Here is a 20,058-nt window from a genome sequence, read left to right on the forward strand (position 1 = left end):
GTGCGCCTTGCAGATCACCGTCGACGCGTGGGACCCGTCCTTCGCCGACAACCCCGAGTCGCCCTCGCGCGGCAACACGGCGATCGTGGAGCCCGGCGTGGAGCTCGAACCGGCCGACTGGCGGCCCGTGGACGCGCCCGCGAGCGGGCCGCGCCGCATCGTCGTGGTCGACGGGGTGCGCCGCGTCGACGCGCGGGTGGAGCTGCTGGAGGACGGCGAGCGCTGGCCGGGCGTGTGCGTCTCCTGGGCCGCCGGCGCGGTCGCCTGCGACCTCGACGGGCACGTGTCCGCGGTCGCCGAGGCGGCCGTGGAGCGGGGCCTGTTCGCCGCGGTCGACCCCGGCGCCGACTTCGGGCGCTACCCGTTCCGCAAGGTCGAGTCCGCCGACGCGGGCGAGCTCATCGGCGCCGCCCAGGCGGCCATGGCCGAGCTGGAGGCGAAGGTGGCGTCCACGGTCGCCATGGACGCGGAGCTGTCGGTCCTCGACGGGCCGCTGCGCGGGCGCGACCGGCTCTCGAACGCGGTGGGCTACATCAAGAGCCACCAGCGCGCGTATCTGCCGAAGACGCTGAACGCGGTCGTGGAGCAGCTGCGGCCCGGGCAGCGGACCCCGGTGTTCCACCTGACGTCGGGCTGGCCGCGCTACACGTGGTACCTGCGCCTGCCGGGCACGTCCTCGCGCGGCTGGGCCGGGATCGCCCGCATCGAGGCCGCGAACGACCTGAGCGAGGAGGCCGCGATCGGCCTCGCCGACGCCACGGCCGCGGCCCTGCCGCCGCTGGGCTCGGCCGCGCACAAGGACGCCCGCGCCCCGCAGAACCTCACCCCGATCGCCGGCCTCGAGCGGCGCCTGAAGCGGATGCTCGGCGACCCGCGGCTGCTGCTGCGCTCGGTCCGCGCCGCCTCGATGGAGACCGGCGCCTGAGACGACGGGAGGCCCCGGCGCGAGCGCGCCGGGGCCTCCCAGGGTCAGCGAACTCCGGGTTCGCACTGGATTCAGATTAGGCGGCCGTCAGTACCAGCCGTTGGACTCGCTGTGCGACCAGGCGCCGCACGGGCTGCCGTAGCGGCCCTCGATGTAGTCCAGGCCCCAGGCGATCTGGGTGGCCGGGTTGGTCTCCCAGTCGTCGCCGTGCGAGGCCATCTTGTCGCCGGGGAGCGACTGCGGGATGCCGTACGCGCCCGAGCCCTCGTTGTAGGCGGTCTCGTTCCAGCCGGACTCGCGGTTCCACAGGTCCACCAGGCACTGGAACTCGCCCATGTCCCAGCCGGCGTCGAGGGTCATGGTGCAGCCGATGGCCTGGTTGCCGGAGTAGTCCGAGCACTCGGCCGAGATGTCGACGCTCGGTCCGGAGGACGCCTCGGAGGTCTCCTCCTCGACCGGTTCCTCCTCGGCGGGGACCTCGGCCGGGTCGGACTGCGCGGTCTCGGGAGCGGCCTCCGCCTTCTCGGGGAGGATGCTCTCCATCCGGTCCACGTCGTCCCACTGCCGGTCGGTCGAGCCGGCGTCGGCGACGATGTCCTGGGCGAGCTGCTCCTGGGGCGTGGGGTCGTCGGTCGCGATGATCGCGGCGCTCGCGCTGCTCGCCGAGCCGACTGCAAGCAGTACGGCCGCCGAGGACACGAACACGCGAGTGCGCACGGCGCGGCGCAGGCCGCCGGGGCGGCGCTCGTCGGCGCGGTGCTTGGCGCGGGTCGTCTTCATGCGGGTAAACATCGGGGGTAACCCTAGAAGTGCGAAACGCCGCGGCCGTACCACTGAGTAACGGCGACAATACGGCACATCGACGCCTGTACCGGATGGGCTTGTGTGCCCGTCTCGCCCGATAGCGGCGGTATCGCGAGCGCCGGGCCTTACGCCGGAGACCGCGGCGCGTCCGCTCCTCCGAACGGCCCATTGACACCGGACGGGCCGCTCGACCTTCTTCCCCGTAGGTCCACAGAGAGCAATGTCACAGGAGGCAACAGGACGGCCCCGTCCTGGTGCGGACGGGGCCGGTGTGACGCATGGGTCAGCCGGTCGGGGAGGGCGAGGGCGACTCGGTGGGCGACGCGGACTCCTCGGACGGCGACTCGCTCGGCGACTCGGACTCGGACGCCGACTCGGTCGGCTCCTCCGCCGACGTCGGGGCCTCCTCGGTCTCCGACTCCCCGGGCGTGGGGCCCTCGGCGGGCGGCGCGCAGATCGGGTAGCGGTAGCCGTAGTCCCAGTCGGTGGGGGCGTCGCCGTACGGGTCGTCGGCGTTGTCCGGGAGGTCGTACATGTCGTCGGTGAGCACCGAGCACTGGGACGGGTCGCCGAGGTACAGCGGGTTGCCGTTCTGGTCGAGGAGGTACACGCCGGTCAGCAGCTCGCCGTCCGCGGTGTACGGGTAGACGTCGTTCACCGCGGCATACGGGGAGTACCCGGAGCCGTCGTAGAAGGAGAACTGCTCGCCGAAGATGACGTCTGCGGCGCGCACGGCGGTGAAACCGACGAGCGCGATCCCCGCGAGGGCGACGGCGGTGCGTCCGCTCTGACGCCAGCCTTCGGACCGGTTCCCAAGGCGCACTGAGTACCAGGCGAGCGGCAGCGCCAGCGCGAGGATCGCGGCGATGGTCAGGAGCGGCCGTTCCAGTGCGGCCCAAGCGAAGTTCTGCTCCAGGCGCAGCACGATCCAGGCGATGAGCCCGGCGGCCGCGATCCCGCGCACGATCCACCAGGCGGGCTTGAGCGACTGCCGGAGCTCGGCGAAGGTGCCCGCGCCGGCGCTGCCGGTGATCCGGTCGAGTCCGCGCGTGACGGCGGCGCCGAGGGCCTGGAGCCGGGCGGGGCGCGTCGGCTCGCCGGGCGAGCCTTCGACGTAGACCGTGTCGCGCAGCTCGGCGGCGTACGCCTCTGGCGAGCCGAGGCGGCCCGCGAGGGTGGCGCCGGGTTCGAGGTCGGCGGCGACCTCGTTGAGGTGGGCCTCCAGATCGGCGAGGAGTTCGTCGCGGACGCCGGTCGGCAGGTCGGCGAGGTGGCGGCGGACCTCGGCCAGGTAGGCCGCCGCCTCGGACTCGCGGGGGTGGTCGGTCATCGTCAGCCTTTCTCTGGTGGGTCGAGGAGCGCGCGCATCTTGGCGCTGACGTCCTCCCATGCTTCGCGCATCTGGAGCAGGCGGGCCCGGCCGGACTCGGTGAGCGCGTAGTACTTCCGGTGCGGCCCGGCGTCGCTGGGCATCACGTACGTGGAGAGGTGGCCTGCCTTGTAGAGGCGCCGGAGGGTGCCGTACACGGTGGCGTCCCCGAGCTCCTCGAAGCCGGCCCTGCGGAGGCGGTGGAGGATCTCGTACCCGTAGGCGTCCTCGTCGGCCAGGACCCGCATGACGATGATGTCGAGCAGGCCCTTGAGCAGTTGCGATCGGTCCACGCGTTACACAGTACCATGCAATGCACAGTAGCTCCGGCGCGCGAGCGCGCCGGCCGCGCTTCGCCTACCAGAACCTGAAGCCAGGCTGAAGATTTACCACTCGATTGAGTGATGACGGCTCCTGATGCGGATGGGACACTCGATGTACGCACAGGGATACGAAATTGGTACTGGCGGCAACAACTCCATAGTGGAACTGGAGTGCTCGCACCCGCCGATACCCTCAAGGAAAGGCCCCCAATCGTTGACGGTCATTCCTTATGGCACAAGAGATTGCGGCGCGTGACGCTCCGCGAGACAAACCGATTCATGCGACCCTGAATCTCCCACCAAGTACGTTGGAGGTATCCATGCCGGCTCCCTCGTCCCTGACCGAATGGAATGCGAGCGTTCGATTCCGCGATGCCCGCTTGCGGAGGAAGTGGAGCCAGGCCGAGCTGGCCAGGGAGCTCAACCTCTCCCCCGCGACCATCGCCAACTGGGAGCACAGGCGGTCCCAGCCTCACTCCTCCCAGATCGAGAAGATCTGCGATGTGCTGGGGATCAAAGGGGAGATCAAGGCCTTCTTGTACCGCCTCGCCCTTGCCGACAGCTCGCACAACATCGAGCTGACGCCCCGCGAGAACGCGCTGTGCCTGGCGCTCGCCGAGCTGCATTACGGGTCGATCTGGAAGTGGGAGCCCTTGATCCTGCCGGGCATCACACAGGTCCGCGCCTATCAGGAACAGATCCTCAAAGTGGTCGAAGAGCTCACCGAGCAGCTCTCGCGGTTCGGTTGGACCTTCAAGAAGGAGCGGCAGTCCGAGCTCAAGCAACGGCGCACGAAGTACCGCATGAGCATCTTGATCGGCTCCAGCGTCTTCTTCCACCTCAAGGACATGGAGCTCGCAGACCGCCGTGAGCAGGTCGAATACCTTCGCGAGTGCAACGCCCGCGAAGGGTGGGAGATTCGGGTCATGCACTCGGCATCTACCCTGCCCGGTCCGTTCGAGGTCTATGTGCCCGGCGACAGTCCCACTGCTGGGCCCCCGTTCGTCTACACCGAAATCCATGACCTCAGCTGGTGCATCGAGGAGCGTGACCGGGTTCAGGCGTACCATGAGCTCATCAAGAAGAACTGGAAGCATGCAACACCACTAAAGGAGTTCCTTGATGCAGAACGTGACCGCTTGGCGTAAGAGCACTCGTAGCAACGGCAGCGGCACCAGCAGCTGTGTCGAACTCCGCCGCTCGTGGCGCAAGAGCAGCCACAGCGGCGGCGACGGCAACTCCGACTGCGTCGAGCTTCGGCGGAACTGGCGCAAGAGCGCTCGCAGCAACGGCTCCGGCACCTCCGAATGCGTCGAACTGTGCGCGTGCACCGACGACGGCTTCCACATCCGAGACTCCAAGCTCGGTGACGACTCCCCCGTCTTCGGCCTCGCCAGCGCCGACCTCACTGCGCTGCTCAGTGCCGCAAGCTAACCCGAGACAAACGGAACCGGCCCCGCGCTGACGCGCGGGGCCGGTTTCGTATGTGTCGCTTAGAGCGTCGCCCGGGCGGCGCGCAGGCGCGCCAGGCTCACCTCGGCGCCCAAGAGCTCCATCGACTCGTACAGGGGCGGGGAGACGGTCTTGCCGCTGATCGCGACGCGGACCGGGCCGAACGCCTTGCGCGGCTTGAGGCCCATGCCGTCGACCAGGGCGGCCTTGAGGGCCTCCTCGATGTTCGCGGTGGTCCACTCGATGCCCTCAAGGGCCGCGATCGAAGCGTCGAGGACCTGCGCGGCGTCGTCCTTGAAGGTCTTCTTCGCGCTGTCCTCGTCGATCGCGACCTCGGTGCCGCAGAACAGGAACCGCAGCATCTCCACGGCCTGCGAGAGGGTCGTGCAGCGCTCCTGGACCAGCGGCACCGCCACGTCGAGGATGTGCGCCTCGGTCGAGGTCGGGGCGTCGCCGATCAGGCCCGCCTCGCGCAGGCGCGGCAGCAGCAGGCGGGTGAGCTCGGCGGTGTCGGTCATGCGGAAGTGGTCGGCGCAGATCGCGTCGAACTTCTTCTCGTCGAACCGCGCCGGGTTCGACTTGACGTCGTGCAGGTCGAAGGCCGACAGGAACTCGGCCACCGTGAACGTGTCGCGGTCGCCCGAGATCGACCAGCCGAGCGTCGCCACGTAGTTGAGCACGCCCTCGGGCAGGTACCCGGCCTCCTTGTACTGCAAGAGGTTCGAGCGCGGGTCGCGCTTCGACATCTTCTTGCCGCGCTCGTCCACGATGAGCGGCAGGTGCGCGTACTCCGGCACCTCGTCGGCCAGGCCCAGCTCGACCAGCGCGCGCCACATGACGATCTGGCGCGGCGTCGAGGGCATCAGGTCCTCGCCGCGGGTGACCATGTTGACCTTCATGAGCGCGTCGTCGACCGGGTTGGTCAGCGTGTACAGCGGCGAGCCGTCGCCGCGGGCGATCACGTAGTCGGGGACGGTGCCGGCCGGGGTGCGGACCTCGCCGCGGACCGCGTCCTGGAACACGATGTCCTCGTTCGGCATCCGCATGCGGTACACCGGCTTGCGGCCCTCGGCGCGGTAGGCGGCCTTCTGATCCTCGGTGAGGTCGCGGTCGAAGTTGTCGTAGCCGAGCTTCGGGTCGCGGCCGGCGGCCCGGTGGCGGGCCTCGACCTCCTCGTTCGTGGAGAACGCCTCGTAGGCGTAGCCGCCCTCCAGGAGGCGCTTGATCACGTCGGCGTAGACGTCGAGGCGCTGCGACTGGCGGTAGGGGGCGTAAGGGCCGCCGATGTCGGGGCCCTCGTCCCAGGTCATGCCGAGCCACGAGAGGGCCTCGAGGAGCTGCTCGTACGACTCCTCGGAGTCGCGGGCGGCGTCGGTGTCCTCGATGCGGAACACGAACTCGCCGCCCTTCGCGCGGGCGTAGCCCCACGAGAACAGGCAGGTGCGCACCAGGCCCACGTGCGGGGTGCCGGTGGGGCTGGGGCAGAAGCGGGTGCGGACCTTACTCACTGGCGATCACCTTGTTGGACAGCGTGCCGATGCCGGCGACGGAAACGGAGACGGTCTCGCCCGCCTGGATCGGGCCCACGCCGGCGGGGGTGCCGGTGAGCACCACGTCGCCGGGGATCAGCGTCATGATCTGCGAGACGTACGCGACGAGGGCCGCGGGGTCGAACACCATGTCCTTGGTGCTGCCGAGCTGGCGGACCTCGCCGTTCACCTCGCAGCGGACCTCGGCGTCGGAAACGTCGGCGTCGGTCTCGATCCAGGGGCCGAGCGGGCAGAAGGAGTCGAAGCCCTTGGCGCGGGTGAACTGCACGTCCTGTCGCTGGAGGTCGCGGGCGGTGACGTCGTTCGCGCAGGTGTAGCCGTAGATCGCGCCCTTGGCGGCCTCGCGGTCGAGGTTGCGGGCGCCGTGCAGGCCGATGACGACGGCGAGTTCGGCCTCGTGCTCGACCTGGTCGGACACGGCCGGGAGGCGGATCGCCTCGCTCGGGCCGATGACCGAGGTCGAGGGCTTGAGGAAGATCAAGGGCTCCTTGGGGACCTCGTTGCCGAGCTCGGCGGCGTGCTCGGCGTAGTTGCGGCCCACGCACACGACCTTGGACGGCAGGATCGGGGCGAGCAGCCGCACGTCGTCGAGCGCCCAGCGCTGGCCGGTGAGCTTGATCTGCGCGAACGGGTGCCCCTCGATCTCCGCGGCGGTGGCCCCGGGCCCCTCCCCTTCGAGGACAGCGAACGACATGCCGGTGGGGTGAGCGATCCGCGCGATCCGCACAGTCGGCCCCTCTCTAAGACTGGATCGGAAGCTTGCGGCCTCAGCTTAGTTCGCGGGGCGGGACGGGGCACGGCGCTCCCGCGCGGCCGGTGCGGCGGTCACGCTAGCGCAGGAGCAGGAACAGGCCCGCGAGGATCACGGTGCCGACGAGCGCGCCCACGACGATGCCCATGCCGAGGCGGCGCACGCGGCCGAACATGCCGACGAGGAAGCCGAGCGTGCACGTGAGCGGGGTCGCGACCAGGAGCGACACGGCCGTCACGCCGAGGCGGACCCGCAGGGTCACGCCGAAGCCCGAGTCGAGCACGAAGCCGAGGGAGAACGCGAGGATCACCAGGATCACCAGGCCGAGGAAGAACCCGGCGCCGAACCGGCGGCGTCCGTACACGGCCGAGTCCGCGGCGAGGGCCGCCGCGCGGGCGCGATCGGTCTTGTAGGAAGTCACACTGCAACTCTAGTACGGCGCGGCAACGGACCCGGTGACCGCATTCGCCCGCGCCGGGGTGAAGCGGCCGCGCGGTCCGGTCCGGTGCGGTGCGGTCCGTGCGGCGCGGTCCGGTGCGGGGCGGTCTCGTGCGGAGGTCACCCGCCGGCGGGACCTGTGCGCCCGGTCATGACTGACGCGCCGCCGCGAATACCGGGAGCGGCCGCGCGTGCGTGCAACACTGCCCGGATGCGCCGTCTGATCGCACTCTCCGCCCTGTTCGCGGCCCTCCTGTTCATCCAGGTCCCCGCGGGGGCCATCGACTCCAGCCTCCCGCAGGCGACCGCCTCCTTCAACAACCAGGTCATCAAGGTCGCCTACCACGGCGACACCGTGTACTCCGGCGGCCTCTTCACCCGGGCCCGGCAGACCGACGGGACCTTCGCCGGCCGCACCTACCTGGCGGCGGTGAACTCCCGCACCGGCGCGCTGCTGCCGTTCGCGCCGGTCCTGAACGGCTCGGTCCACGAGGTCAAGACCGGCGGCGGCTACCTGTACATCGCCGGGAAGTTCACCGAGGTCGACGGGGTCGCCATGGCCCGGGTCGCCCGCTTCAACCTGAGCACCGGCGAGCTCGACGCTGCCTGGAAGCCCAAGCCGAGCGCCACCGTGTACTCGGTCGAGCCCGCCGGCGCCACGGTCTACCTCGGCGGGACGTTCACGTCCGTCGGCGGGCACGTGCAGCCGCGCCTCGCGGCCGTCACCGCCGCCACCGGCGCGCCCGTCACCGCGTTCGCGCCCAACGTGTCCGAGGGCGCGGTGCGCGACCTCCAGACCGGGCACGGGCGCCTGTACGTCGCCGGGGTGTTCTCGATGATCGGGAACGACAAGAAGTACGGCAAGCTCGGCGCGGTCAACCCCGCCTCGGGTGCCGTCGACACCGGGTTCGTCGCGAAGGTGTACGTCCTCACTCGCGAGGTCGTCGTCGCCGGTGACCGCGTCTACGCGGCGCTCGACGGGCGCGGCGGCGAGATCCGGGCGTTCACGACCACCGGCGAGACCCTCTGGTACCAGGCCGTGGACGGCGGGATGCAGACCGTCGAGGTGTGGGGCAACGCCGTCATCGGCGGCGGCCACTTCGACAAGGCGTGCGTCACGAACCACGCCGGGCCGCTCGGCGAGTGCGTCGACGGGGTCAAGGCCGAGCGCGGGAAGCTCCTCGCGGTCGACCTGAGCGGGAACCTGCTGCCGTGGAACCCGGGCGCGAACGGCGTCGTGGGCGCCTGGGACGCGACCGCGCACCCGTCGGGCGCGAACCTGAGCGTCGGCGGCTCGTTCACGACCTTCGGCGGCGGCACGATGGAGCAGAAGCGCCTCGCGGTCTTCGACTGACGCCAGGCGCGCGCAAGGGGTCCGATCGGCTGATCGGACCCCTTTGTCGCGTCCCTCCCGCACGGTCGGCGCGGGCCGGGCGAGGGGCCGGTCTCGTGGACGGCCCCCGGGTCTGTTCCGCTTGTGGCGGTAGTGGAATCGACTGCCTAACGGCGGTTGAGGCCGTACGCGAGGCCGTCGGCCAGCGCGTTCCAGGAGGCTTCGATGAGGTTGGGGGCCACGCCGACCGTGGTCCACTCGGCCTCGCCGTCGCTCATGGAGATGAGGACGCGCGTGACCGCGTCGGTGCCCTTGGAGCCGGCGAGGATGCGGACCTTGAAGTCGGAGAGGGTGAGCTCGGCCAGGCGCGGGTGGCGGGCCGCGAGCGCCGAGCGCAGGGCGGCGTCGAGGGCGTTGACCGGGCCGTTGCCCTGCGCGGTGGAGATCCTGTGCTCGTCGGCTTCGCCGTGCTCGCCGTGGATGTCGACGCGGACGGTGGCCTCGGCGACCGTGGCGCCGTTGGGGTCGTGGTCGACGATGACGCGGTAGGTGTCGAGGGTGAAGGGCCGCGGCAGGCCGCCTTCGACCTCGTCGCGTACGAGCAGCTCGAAGGAGGCGTCGGCGGCTTCGAAGGACCAGCCGCGGGACTCGAGTTCCTTGACGCGCTTGGTAATCCGGTCGAGGGCGTCCTTGTCGCCGGAGAGGTCGATGCCGATCTCGCGGCCCTTGAGCTCGACGGAGGCGCGGCCGGCCATCTCGGTGACGAGGATGCGCATGTCGTTGCCGACGACGACGGGGTCGACGTGGTTGTACAGGGCCGGGTCGGCCTTGATGGCGGAGGCGTGGATGCCGGCCTTGTGGGCGAACGCGGCGTGCCCGGTGTAGGGGGCGTGCTCGTCGGGGGCCATGTTCGCGATCTCGGCGATGGCGTGGGAGACGCGGGTGAGCTTCTCGAGGCCGCCCTCGGGGAGGACCTTGCGGCCGAGCTTCGTCTCGAGGATCGCGATGACGGTGAACAGGTTCGCGTTGCCGGGGCGCTCGCCGTAGCCGTTGGCGGTGCCCTGGACGTGCATGGCGCCGGCCTCGACGGCGGCGATGGTGTTCGCGACGGCGCAGCCGGTGTCGTTCTGGGCGTGCATGCCGAGGCGGATGCGCTCGGGCGGGAGGTCGGCGGCGAGGCGGCGGCGCAGGTCGGTGACGGCCGCGGTGATGTCGGAGGGGATCGAGCCGCCGTTGGTGTCGCACAGGACGACCGCTTCGGCACCGGCGTCGAGGGCGGTCTTGACGACGAGGGTGGCGTACGCCGGGTCGTTGCGGAAGCCGTCGAAGAAGTGCTCGCAGTCGATGAAGACCTGGCGGTCGTGCTCGCGCCCGGTGCGGACGGAGTCGGCGATCATCGCGAGGTTCTCTTCGGGGGTGGTGCGCAGGGCCTGCTCGACGTGGCGCATGTCGGACTTGGCGACGAGGCACAGCACGGGGGCGCGGGAGTCGAGGAGGGCCTGGAAGCCGGGGTCGTCGGCTGCGGTGGAGGCGGCCCGCCGGGTCATGCCGAAGGCGACGAGCTTGGCGTGCTTGAAGTTCAGCTCGTCCGCGGCGCGGGCGAAGAACTCGGTGTCCGAGGGGATCGCACCGGGCCAGCCGCCCTCGATGTAGTCGACGCCGAGCTCGTCGAGGAGCTCGGCCACCGCGAGCTTGTCGGCGACGGAGTAGCGGAGGCCCTCCATCTGCGCGCCGTCGCGGAGCGTGGTGTCGAAGACGTGGAAGTCGCCTTGTGCGGAGTCTGCTTGCGTCACTTGGTGCTCCAAGTTCTCTCTTGCGATGGGTCCTGTACTGCGCGCCGGACCTGAACGTTCGTTTGCCCTGAACGAAAAAGACCCCCTGCGGGCGCAGGAGGTCTGGCGTTCGGCGATGGCATCTACGGCCTCGCGGAACGCCCGCAGCTAATCATGAGCTGGACAGTCACGAGTCGAAGTATGCCACCGGCCGCAGGACCGAACCAGCATTTCCCGCATCGTGGGATTCAGTGTGTCGTGGAAGGCAGAGTGTCGTGGAAGGCAGGTGTCGCGCAGGTGGCGCGGCGGGCCGCCGCGCCGGGTCTACCAGTGGTGGCGCAGGGCGCGGCGTCGCTGCCACCACAGCACGGCCGCGCTGCCGCCCGCGAGGGCGACCGCGCCGCCGCCCACGGCCACGCCGAGGCCCGCGCCGGTGGTCGGCAGCTGCGGCGCCGCGGGCGGGGTCGTCGGTTCGGACGACGCCTCCGGCGGCGGGGTCGTCACCGGCGGAGTCGTCGGCGCGGGCTCGCTCGGGGACGGGCTCGGCTGCGGCGGCTCGGAGAACCGCCACTCCTGCGAGTGGTGCGACTGGCCCGACTCGGGGTCGACGGCGACGACGAGCGCGCCCGGGGCCGGGTCGACGTCGTCGGGCAGGCCCAGGAAGTAGTCGTCGTCGGTGATGAACCGCAGATCGTCCTGGGAGGACAGGTCGTTGTGCACCACCCGCCAGACGGCGGCGTCCGCGCAGTCGGCGAGGACCACCGGGACGACCTCCTCGCCGCCGGAGGTGTCGGCGGTGAGGCACTGCCCGGTGTCGTCGTGGACGATGTGGTGGCCGCCGAGGTCCTGGAGGGCCTCGACCGGGCGCAGGGTCCACAGGTCCGGCTCGGCGGCGAGGACGGCGCGGCCGTCCTCGACGGCGAGCGGGAGCTCACGGTGTTCCTTGAGGAAGAGGGTCGCGGCGCCCTCGGGAAGCGGGGCGGCGGAGACCGGTGCGGCCCAAGCGGTCAGGGCGAGAACGGCGACCGCGGGGACTCGGAGTACAAGGGCTTTCACCCTCGAATTACACCAAATTAGACATATTCACGTTCGTCAGCCGGTCGCACCGCGCTGCGGGCCGAGGCGGCCGCGGATCTCACTCGCCGCGTCACCGGCCGCACGCAGGCGGTCCGCCGCGTCGGTGAGCATGTCGAGCGTCTCGTCCGCGCGGTGCGCGGTCAGCTCGTGCTGGAGCCCGATCGAACCGGCCAGGCACTCCCCCGCCGCGCTCACCATGTCCTCGTACGCGGCCACGCCCGCCTCCAGGCGCTCGACCATCCGGTCGAGGCCGTCCTGGAGCCCCGAGCGCTTCATCGCCGGGGACACCGCCATCGCCTGCTCGACGTCCTTGACGCTCAACGCGAGCTGGTACAGCTCCCGCCCGGCCTTCCCGGCCCCGGCCAGGATCGCGAGTGCCTCGTCGTTCCCCTTGAGCCGCTCGGCCATCCGCTCGGCCGCGACCGACGCCTGCTCCAGGCGGTCGTAGGGCGCGAGCGCCCGGCTGTGCTTGAACTGGCCGCGGATGCGCCCGCGCCGGATCGCCTGGGCCGCGTCGCCGACCAGGCCCTGCGCCTCCCGCGTCAGCTTCGCGGGGCCGTGGATCTCCAGCGAGGCCCGCTCCTCGGACGGCAGCGCCCGCGCCAGGCGCCGGTAGTCGAGCCAGCGGACCACCGCCATCGCGGTCGAGAACCCCGCCACCGTGGCCCACACGCCGTCGGGCGCGCCCAGGCCCGCGTACGGGATGAAGAACGCACTGCCGGCGACAGCGCCGCCGGCAGTGGTGGTCCAGCCCTTGGCGGAGGCCAGGCGGGACCGCAGGCGCTTGAAGGCGCGCTTGCGCTCCTTGGCGTCCACCGGGGGGTGCTCCTAGCTCTTGGTCGTGTCCGCTTCCGCGGTGCCCTCTTCACCGAGGGACGCGCGGATGTCGGCGAGGCGGGCGTTCGTGACCGCCTCCTTCGACTCGATCTGCGCCTTCTCCTTGCCGCCCGAGAGCTGGTCGCCCTCGAGGGAGGCGCGGATCTGCTCCAGGCGCGAGGCGCCGGCCATGTCGCGGGTGGCCCGGTTGACCTCCAGGAGGCGGCCCTCGACCGAGTTCGAGGCGAGCTCGGCGCGGCCCATCGCGGACGCGTAGCGGCCCTCGATCTTGTCGCGAATCTCGTCGAAGTTCGGCACGTTGCCCGGGGCGGCGGTCTGCGACATCGACTCCAGGGACGAGGCGATCGTCTCCTGCATCTTCGCCTGCTCCAGCTGGCCGAGGAGCTTCGTGCGCTCCTGGAGCTTCTGCTGGAGGATCATCTGGTTGTTCTCGACGGCCTTCTTGGCCTGGTCGGCGGCGGTGAGCGCCTGGTCGTGCATCACCTTCATGTCCTCGAGGGACTGTTCAGTGGAGACCAGCTGGCCGGCCAGGATCTCGGCCGTCGACTCGAACTGCTGCGCCTTCTGCTCGTCGCCCTCGGCGCGCGCCTTGTCCGCCAGCACCAGCGCCTGGCGCGCCTGCGCCTGGAGACGCTCCACTTCGGCCATCGAGCGGTTGAGCTTCATCTCGAGCTGGCGCTGGTTCCCGATCACCGAGGCGGCCTGGCCCACCAGCGCCTGGTGCTGCTTCTGCGCTTCCTCGATCGCCTGCTGGATCTGGATCTTGGGGTCGGCGTACTCGTCGATCTTCGCACCGAAGAGCGCCATCATGTATTTCCAGCCCTTGACGAACGGATTGGCCATTATCGGGGTCCTTCCGGTGATCACAACGCCGACTGACTCTAGTGTCGGACATCGGCGCCACTCGTGCGGGACAGGGGCGACGCCTCAATCGCAAAACTACATCATCGGGTGCGATCAGGCAGCCGCGCGGACCACCGAATCGGTCACGTCGCCACGGCGGTGACGAGACCGGACCTGCGCGATCGTGGGGGACGGCGGCGGCGCGTGGCGGCGCCGGCGCGACTCCTCGGCCGCGGCCTGCTCGCGCGGCAGCGGCAGCACTGCCACCTGGCGGCCCTGCGCGTCGGGCGCCTGGCCCTCGCCGCGCTCGTGCTGGGCGACCTCCCGCGAGACCTCCGCCAGGACCTCCGACAGGCGCACCTGGAGGGCCCCGCACACCGAGGCCAGCAGCTCGCTCGACGGCTCCTTGTGGCCCCGCTCGATCTCCGAGAGGTAACCGAGGCTCACGTTGGCCTGCTTCGAGACGTCCCGCAGCGTGCGCTTCTGCGCGCGGCGGCGGCGCCGCAGGGTCTCGCCCAGCAGTTCCCTCAACAACACCATAGGGTTCTCCTCCACGCCGCCGATCGCTCATGTGAGCCTAAACCGGTTCTGCAAGCCTAGCTCGTCCGGTTCGGCTCGCTCTCCTTCAATTTGAATGCTTTCCAGAGGTAATCCATTCCCGTCAGCACCGTGAGCACGAGCGCGGCGTACATCAGCCACGACCCCACCGCGTCCAGCGGCGCCGGCCACGGGAACAGCAGCCACGACACGGCCGTGATCTGCAAGACGGTCTTCAGCTTCCCGCCCCGGTCGGCGGCGTGCACCGTGCGGGTGCGGATCGCCATGCGCCAGGCCGTGATCCCCAACTCGCGCACCAGGATGACCACCGTCACCCACCACGCGACGTCGCCGTAGAAGCTCAGCAGCACCAGCGCGGTGCCGATGAGCGCCTTGTCCGCGATCGGATCCGCGAGCTTGCCGAAATCGGTCACCAGGCCGCGCGAGCGCGCGAGCCAGCCGTCCACGAAGTCCGTCGCCGAGATGAAGATGAACAGCAGGCACGCGGCGACCCGCCAGCCCGTGTGCTCCATCTCCGAGAGGACCACGAACACCGCGAACACCGGCACCAGGAAGATCCGCGCCACGGTCACCACGTTCGCGATGTTCCACGGCGAGACCGGCTGGTCGGTCGTCACCAGACCTCCTCGACGATCTCCGCGACCAGGTCGACGCCGTGGGAGTCGACGACCTTCGCGGTGACGAAGTCGCCGACCTGGAGGCCCTCGACCTCGCCGACGAGCGCGACCGTGCCGTCGACCTCCGGGGCCTGGTGGGCGCCGCGGCCGTCCACGCCGTCATCCTCGACGGACTCGACCAGGACGGTCATGGTCTCGCCCACGCGCTCGGCGGCGCGCTGGCTCACCAGCTCGTCGACGAGCATCGCGACGCGGGTGTGGCGCTCCTGGACCTCGTCCTCGGGGACGTGGCCGTCGAGGTGCACGGCCTCGGTGCCGTCCTCGTCGGAGTACGCGAACACGCCCGTGGAGTCGAGGCGGGCGGCCTCGAGGAAGCCCATGAGCTCCTCGACGTCCTCCTCGGTCTCGCCGGGGAAGCCGACGATGACGTTGGTGCGGGCCCCGGCCAGGGGCGCGCGCTCGCGGATCTGGTCGAGGAGCGCGAGGAAGTTCTCGGTGGAGCCGAAGCGGCGCATGCGGCGCAGGACCTTCGCCGAGGAGTGCTGGAAGGACAGGTCGAAGTACGGGACGACCTTGTCGGTGCGGAGCATCGCCTCGATGAGGCTCGGGCGCAGCTCGGCGGGCTGGAGGTACGACAGGCGGATCCACTCGATGCCGTCGATCGCGGCCATGCCCTCCAGGAGGTGCTCCAGGGCCTGGTTGTCGGGCAGGTCCTTGCCGTAGGAGGTGGTGTTCTCCGAGACGAGGTTGAGCTCCTTGACGCCTTCGGAGGCGAGCCACGCGGCCTCGGCGAGGATCTCCTCGGGCGTGCGGGAGACGAACGAGCCGCGGAAGGACGGGATCGCGCAGAACGTGCAGCGGCGGTCGCACCCGGAGGCGAGCTTGAGGTTGGCGACGGGGCCGTCGGTGAGGCGCTTGCGGAGCACGGTGAGGTGCTGCGGGGCGCCGGCCTCCAGGGCGGTGCCGTCGGCCTGGGCGGTGCGCGAGTGGCCGGGCACGACCGCGGCGGCGCTCTGGCGCGCGGCCGGGGCCAGCGGCAGGAGCTTGCGGCGGTCGGACGGCTGGTGGGACTCGACGGCGCGGCCGGCGAGGATGTCGTCGAGGCGGGCGGCCATGTCCGGGTAGTGGTCGAAGCCGAGGACGGCGTCGGCCTCCGGGAGGCTCTCGGCGAGCTCGCGGCCGTAGCGCTCGGCCATGCAGCCGGTCGCGACGACCTTGGCGCCGGTGCCCGACGCCTCGAGGAGGACGTCGATGGACTCGGTCTTGGCCTGCTCGATGAAGCCGCAGGTGTTGACCATGACGACGTCGGCGTTCTCGCCGTCGTCGCTGATCCGCCAGCCGCCGGCGGCCAGGCGGGCGGCCAGCTCCTCGGAGTCGGTCTCGTTGCGGGCGCAGCCGAGCGTCAGGAGCGCGACGCTCTTGGAGCCGCGCACGCCCGAGTCCTCGGATCGGGTCGAATGAGCTGATGACACCCGGAAAGCGTACCCAGCGGCAGCGGGTCGACGCCCGGGGCGGCGGGCAGGGTCACGGTCTTCCGGGCGGTAGAGTGGCGCACCTTACGCCGGAGCCGCCCCGGACCGGCCGCGCGCGCCGCGGCGGGACCTTTCGGGGCGTTCCCTTCCCTTCTGCGCTGGGGCAACATCGGTTCACCGGCCGTTGCGACCGTGCCCTAGGCTTGTTCCATGTCCCCCAAAGGCATCGCCCCAGCCCTCCCGAACCCCAGGAACCAGGTCCGCCGCGTCGCGTCCGCGGCCCTCGCGGCGGCCGCCGCGCTCACCGCCGCCGCGTGCGGCGAAGTGCCGACCGGAACGGTGAACACCCCCGCGGGATACACCGTTTCGAGTGACGACGTGCCCGTGTCGATCTGCCCCTCCGAGGGCGAGCACCGCTTCGAGGGCGACGAGGGGCTGCTGCGCGGCGCGCACTTCGCGCTCCGGGTCGAGTGCCTGGCCTCGTTCGAGGAGGTCCCCGAGGGGTTCCAGCTGGAGTACCTGCTCCGGGAGGGGTACCGGCTGCTGCCGCCGCCGCAGGGGTACGAGTTCACGATCGTGCAGTTCGCGCCCGAACCGGGCGTCGAGGCGCCGTACGCGATCGACGACCTCACCGAGCTGTCCGGGACGCTCTCCATCGGCGACGACGTGTGGGAGTTCGCCGGGGAGGCGCCCCAGCCCGGCTCGGTGTACTTCGCGGTGGCCGAGAAGGGCGCGCCGGTGACCCTGGAGATCACCGACGTCGAGCGCACGCAAACGCTCGACCTGCGCGAACGCACCCGCACGGGCTTGATCGAGGCGCTGTACAACGGGTCCACGGACACCGTCACGACCGAGGTCGTGGAGAACTCCGTCGACGGCTACACCAGCACCGGCTCGTACGAGTACTGGTTCGACGACTGGCAGTACTCCACCGACTTCACGCTCTCGCGCGAGGTGTACCAGCCCGGCAAGGGCTGGATCGCCGAGCCGGACGCGGCCGTGCTCCACGTCAGCTTCGGGTGGCTCCAGTCCGGTTCGGGCCTGGAGTGGAACATCGACCCGAAGGAGGCCCTGAAGGTCAGCGACCCGAACGGGGAGCTGGCGGCGGCCTCGGTCGAGCACGTCGACGAGGAGTGGGGCGACGGGATCTGGCGCACGTACACGCTGACGTACAGCGTGCCGGCCGACAGCCTGGTGTTCACGCTGAAGTTCCACCCGGACGGGCCGGTCGAGTGGCCCGCCGAGGACGTGTCGATGCCGATCACCGGCGACGAGACGCACGAGCTGACGGCCAGCTTCGAGTAGCCGCGGGGGGCCGGTCCGGGCGGACCGGCCCGCTCACTCCCCCTGGATCGAGGCGATGACGCCGTCGAGCTCGTCCGGCTTGACGAGGACGTCGCGGGCCTTGGTGCCCTCGGAGGGGCCCACGACGCCGCGCGTCTCCATGAGGTCCATGAGCCGCCCGGCCTTCGCGAACCCGACGCGGAGCTTGCGCTGGAGCATCGAGGTCGACCCGAACTGGGTGGTGACGACCTGCTCGATCGCCTGGATGAGCAGTTCGAGGTCGTCGCCGATCTCCGGGTCGATCTCGCGCGTCGAGCCCGGCGCCGCCGTGACCTCCTCGATGTACTGGGCGTCCATCTGGGCCTTCGCGTGCTCCACGGCCGCCTCGATCTCCTTGTCGGAGACCCACGCGCCCTGGATCCGCTCGGGCTTGGAGGCGCCCATCGGCAGGAACAGGCCGTCGCCGCGGCCCACGAGCTTCTCGGCGCCCGGCTGGTCGAGGATGACCCGCGAGTCGGCGAGCGAGGAGGTCGAGAACGCCAGGCGGGAGGGCACGTTCGCCTTGATGAGGCCGGTGACGACGTCCACCGAGGGCCGCTGCGTGGCGAGCACCAGGTGGATGCCGGCGGCGCGCGCGAGCTGCGTGATGCGCACGACCGAGTCCTCCACGTCGCGCGCGGCGACCATCATGAGGTCGGCCAGCTCGTCCACGATGACCAGCAGGTACGGGTGGGGCCGGAACTCGCGGCCCGAGGCCGGGTGGACCGTCACCTCGCCGGCGCGGACCTTGCGGTTGAAGTCGTCGACGTGCCGGACCCCGGCCGCGGCCAGGTCCTCGTAGCGCATGTCCATCTCCTTGACGACCCACTGGAGGGCGTCGGACGCCTTCTTCGGGTTCGTCACGATCGGGTGGACCAGGTGCGGGATGCCCTCGTAGTTCGACAGCTCGACGCGCTTGGGGTCGATGAGGAGGATGCGGACCTGCTCGGGCGTGGCCCGCATGAGCGTCGACACCAGCAGCGAGTTGATGCAGCTCGACTTGCCCGAGCCGGTGGAGCCGGCGATGAGCAGGTGCGGGGTCTTCGTCAGGTTCGTGAGGATGTAGCCGCCCTCGACGTCCTTGCCGAGGCCCACGATCATCGGGTGCGCGTCGGACTGGGCCAGCGGCGAGCGGAGCACGTCGCCGAGCGCCACGTCGTCGCGGTCGGTGTTCGGGATCTCCACGCCGACCGCGGACTTGCCGGGGATCGGGTTGATGATCCGCACGTCCGCGCTCTTGACGGCGTACGCGATGTTCTTGGCGAGCTGGATGATCCGCTCGACCTTGACGGCGGGGCCGAGCTCGACCTCGTACCGCGTGACCGTGGGGCCGCGCGTGAAGCCGGTGACCGCGGCGTCCACGTTGAACTGCGCGAACACCTCCTGGAGGGCCGCGATGACGACCTCGTTCGCCTTCGAGCGCTTCTTCGCGGCCGGGCCGGTCGGCAGGATGTCCATGGGCGGCAGCCGGTAGTCGCCGTCCGACGCGCCGTCCGAGAGGGTCGGCTGCTCGGTGCGCTTCGGCGGCGGCGAGTGCTTCGGCGGCTCGCGCACCGGTTCGGGCTCGGGGATCGGCGCGGACGGGCGGCGCGGCGGCTCGGGCTCGTCGGCCCCCAGGTCGGGGACCTCCTCGGGGGCCAGGCGCGGCAGGACCGTGGTGGGCCGGTGGACGCGGCTGGCCTCCTCCTCCTTGAGCCGCTTGGCCTCGCGGCTCTCGGCGCGCGTCATGCGCGGCTCGGCCTCCTCGTCGTCCTCATAGGTCTCGACCTTGCCGGTGGCGAGGCCCCACAGGTGCGCGAGCTTCGTCGGCACCTGGTTCAGCGGCGTCGCCGTCACGACCAGGACGCCGAACAGCAGGAGCAGCACCAGGAGCGGGAACGCCACGTACGCGGAGACGGCCAGCGCGAGGCCGCCGCCGACGAGCCAGCCGATCTGGCCGCCCGCGGCCATGCGCTCGCCCATGTCGGCCGGCAGGCCCGACATGAGGTGCAGCAGGCCGAGGCTGGAGAGCCAGATCGCGGTCCAGCCGACGAGGGAGCGGCCGTGGGCGCCCTCGGGCGGGGTCTGGCGCATGACGCGGACGCCCCACAGCACCAGGAGGACCGGGAGCGCGCGGGTGGCGAGGCCCAGGAGCCAGTCGAGGATGAACGCGAAGCGCTCGCCCACGGGCCCGGCGACGTCGAACCAGACGGCGCACGCGAGGACGATCGCGGTGGCGACCAGGAGCAGCCCGAGGCCGTCCCGGCGGTGGGCGGGGTCGATCTCGCGGGCCGTGGCGGCCTCCTTGCCGACGGAGCGGGCCATCCAGCCGGTGGTGCGGGCGGTGCCGATCCACAGGCCGCGCAGGCCCAAGCCGAGGGCTTCGAGCGGGCCGGGGATCGCGTCGGCGCGTCTCCTCGGCGCGGTCTTCTTCACGGTGCGCTTGGCGGCGGTCTTCTTGGCCGCCTTCGTGGCGGCGGGCCGCTTCGGGGCGGCCTTCTTGGCGGCGGGCTGGCGGCGCGCCGCGGGCGCGGTCCGCTTCCGGGCGGTGCCGCCCTTTCCGCTCGTCCTGGCCATCATGGTGCATACGTTACCGCCCGCACGCCGACCGCCGTTGACGCGAAGGGCTTCACGG

19 protein-coding genes are annotated in these 20,058 nt (G+C 71.1%); 5 read left to right on the forward strand and 14 right to left on the reverse strand.

Translation table 11 applies throughout. The features are described from left to right. Positions 1-7 precede the first annotated feature (7 nt). Entirely contained in the window at positions 8-925 is a 918-nt protein-coding gene (locus EIW28_RS05160; protein ID WP_125246595.1) for a hypothetical protein, read from the forward strand. Between the two features lie 87 nt (positions 926-1,012). Here EIW28_RS05160 and EIW28_RS05165 read toward each other — a convergent pair whose 3' ends face one another. The 3 genes from EIW28_RS05165 to EIW28_RS05175 form a co-directional block, all read right to left on the reverse strand. Further along, positions 1,013-1,705 carry an aggregation-promoting factor C-terminal-like domain-containing protein gene (locus tag EIW28_RS05165; RefSeq protein WP_197717068.1) on the reverse strand — a complete coding sequence of 231 codons (693 nt, stop codon included), beginning with the start codon at positions 1,703-1,705 and terminating at the stop codon, positions 1,013-1,015. A gap of 307 nt (positions 1,706-2,012) precedes the next feature. Beyond that, positions 2,013-3,059: a DUF1700 domain-containing protein gene (locus EIW28_RS05170; protein ID WP_125246596.1), complete on the reverse strand. Its 1,047-nt coding sequence runs from the start codon at positions 3,057-3,059 to the stop codon at positions 2,013-2,015. A 2-nt stretch (positions 3,060-3,061) separates the two neighbouring features. Then, positions 3,062-3,346, reverse strand: coding sequence for a PadR family transcriptional regulator (locus EIW28_RS05175; protein WP_408612187.1), 285 nt, complete (start codon positions 3,344-3,346; stop codon positions 3,062-3,064). 395 nt (positions 3,347-3,741) lie between these two features. Here EIW28_RS05175 and EIW28_RS05180 point away from each other — a divergent pair, with 395 nt between their 5' ends. Both EIW28_RS05180 and EIW28_RS05185 read left to right on the forward strand, forming a co-directional pair. Next, the gene (locus EIW28_RS05180; RefSeq protein WP_158630292.1) at positions 3,742-4,569 is read left to right on the forward strand and encodes a helix-turn-helix domain-containing protein; all 828 of its coding nucleotides are present in this window, start codon (positions 3,742-3,744) and stop codon (positions 4,567-4,569) included. Next, on the forward strand, positions 4,544-4,855 hold the full coding sequence (locus EIW28_RS05185) for a DUF397 domain-containing protein (RefSeq protein ID WP_125246599.1): 312 nt from the start codon (positions 4,544-4,546) through the stop codon (positions 4,853-4,855). The genes EIW28_RS05180 and EIW28_RS05185 overlap by 26 nt, the downstream gene beginning before the upstream one ends. Positions 4,856-4,914: 59 nt before the next feature. Here the strand turns inward: EIW28_RS05185 and gltX are convergent, their stop codons facing one another. From gltX to EIW28_RS05200, 3 genes are all read right to left on the reverse strand, one after another. Continuing rightward, positions 4,915-6,381: a glutamate--tRNA ligase gene (gene gltX / locus EIW28_RS05190; protein ID WP_125246600.1), complete on the reverse strand. Its 1,467-nt coding sequence runs from the start codon at positions 6,379-6,381 to the stop codon at positions 4,915-4,917. Continuing rightward, a complete protein-coding gene (locus tag EIW28_RS05195; protein ID WP_125246601.1) occupies positions 6,374-7,150 on the reverse strand; it encodes a fumarylacetoacetate hydrolase family protein in 777 nt (258 codons plus the stop codon). Before EIW28_RS05195 ends, gltX begins: the two co-directional genes overlap by 8 nt. Before the next feature lie 103 nt (positions 7,151-7,253). Continuing rightward, positions 7,254-7,595 (reverse strand): hypothetical protein, encoded by a 342-nt coding sequence (locus EIW28_RS05200; RefSeq protein WP_125246602.1) that lies wholly within the window; start codon positions 7,593-7,595, stop codon positions 7,254-7,256. 228 nt (positions 7,596-7,823) lie between these two features. Here EIW28_RS05200 and EIW28_RS05205 point away from each other — a divergent pair, with 228 nt between their 5' ends. Further along, positions 7,824-8,966 (forward strand): PQQ-binding-like beta-propeller repeat protein, encoded by a 1,143-nt coding sequence (locus EIW28_RS05205; RefSeq protein WP_125246603.1) that lies wholly within the window; start codon positions 7,824-7,826, stop codon positions 8,964-8,966. Positions 8,967-9,112: 146 nt separating this feature from the next. Here the strand turns inward: EIW28_RS05205 and cimA are convergent, their stop codons facing one another. The 7 genes from cimA to rimO all read right to left on the reverse strand — a co-directional run bounded on the left by cimA (position 9,113) and on the right by rimO (position 16,121). Beyond that, complete coding sequence (cimA, locus tag EIW28_RS05210) at positions 9,113-10,738, reverse strand: citramalate synthase (RefSeq protein WP_232013802.1); 1,626 nt, start codon at positions 10,736-10,738, stop codon at positions 9,113-9,115. Positions 10,739-11,041: 303 nt separating this feature from the next. After that, a complete protein-coding gene (locus tag EIW28_RS05215) occupies positions 11,042-11,773 on the reverse strand; it encodes a hypothetical protein (protein WP_125246604.1) in 732 nt (243 codons plus the stop codon). 36 nt (positions 11,774-11,809) lie between these two features. Continuing rightward, a complete protein-coding gene (gene pspM, locus EIW28_RS05220) occupies positions 11,810-12,610 on the reverse strand; it encodes a phage shock envelope stress response protein PspM (RefSeq protein ID WP_125246605.1) in 801 nt (266 codons plus the stop codon). A gap of 12 nt (positions 12,611-12,622) precedes the next feature. Beyond that, positions 12,623-13,474 carry a PspA/IM30 family protein gene (locus EIW28_RS05225; RefSeq protein WP_125246606.1) on the reverse strand — a complete coding sequence of 284 codons (852 nt, stop codon included), beginning with the start codon at positions 13,472-13,474 and terminating at the stop codon, positions 12,623-12,625. Positions 13,475-13,588: 114 nt separating this feature from the next. Further along, positions 13,589-14,014, reverse strand: a complete 426-nt coding sequence (locus EIW28_RS05230) for a helix-turn-helix domain-containing protein (protein WP_125246607.1) — start codon at positions 14,012-14,014, stop codon at positions 13,589-13,591. Between the two features lie 56 nt (positions 14,015-14,070). Next, on the reverse strand, positions 14,071-14,649 hold the full coding sequence (gene pgsA / locus EIW28_RS05235; RefSeq protein WP_232013803.1) for a CDP-diacylglycerol--glycerol-3-phosphate 3-phosphatidyltransferase: 579 nt from the start codon (positions 14,647-14,649) through the stop codon (positions 14,071-14,073). Further along, the gene (gene rimO, locus EIW28_RS05240; RefSeq protein ID WP_232013804.1) at positions 14,646-16,121 is read right to left on the reverse strand and encodes a 30S ribosomal protein S12 methylthiotransferase RimO; all 1,476 of its coding nucleotides are present in this window, start codon (positions 16,119-16,121) and stop codon (positions 14,646-14,648) included. Before rimO ends, pgsA begins: the two co-directional genes overlap by 4 nt. Positions 16,122-16,331: 210 nt before the next feature. On the opposite strand from rimO, the gene EIW28_RS05245 reads away from it, so the two are divergent. Beyond that, positions 16,332-17,426: a hypothetical protein gene (locus EIW28_RS05245; protein ID WP_125246609.1), complete on the forward strand. Its 1,095-nt coding sequence runs from the start codon at positions 16,332-16,334 to the stop codon at positions 17,424-17,426. Positions 17,427-17,459: 33 nt separating this feature from the next. Here EIW28_RS05245 and EIW28_RS05250 read toward each other — a convergent pair whose 3' ends face one another. Then, on the reverse strand, positions 17,460-20,003 hold the full coding sequence (locus EIW28_RS05250) for an FtsK/SpoIIIE family DNA translocase (protein ID WP_232013805.1): 2,544 nt from the start codon (positions 20,001-20,003) through the stop codon (positions 17,460-17,462). Positions 20,004-20,058 lie beyond the last annotated feature (55 nt).

The organism is Glycomyces terrestris, from assembly GCF_003933745.1.
Classification (GTDB): domain Bacteria; phylum Actinomycetota; class Actinomycetes; order Mycobacteriales; family Micromonosporaceae; genus Glycomyces; species Glycomyces terrestris.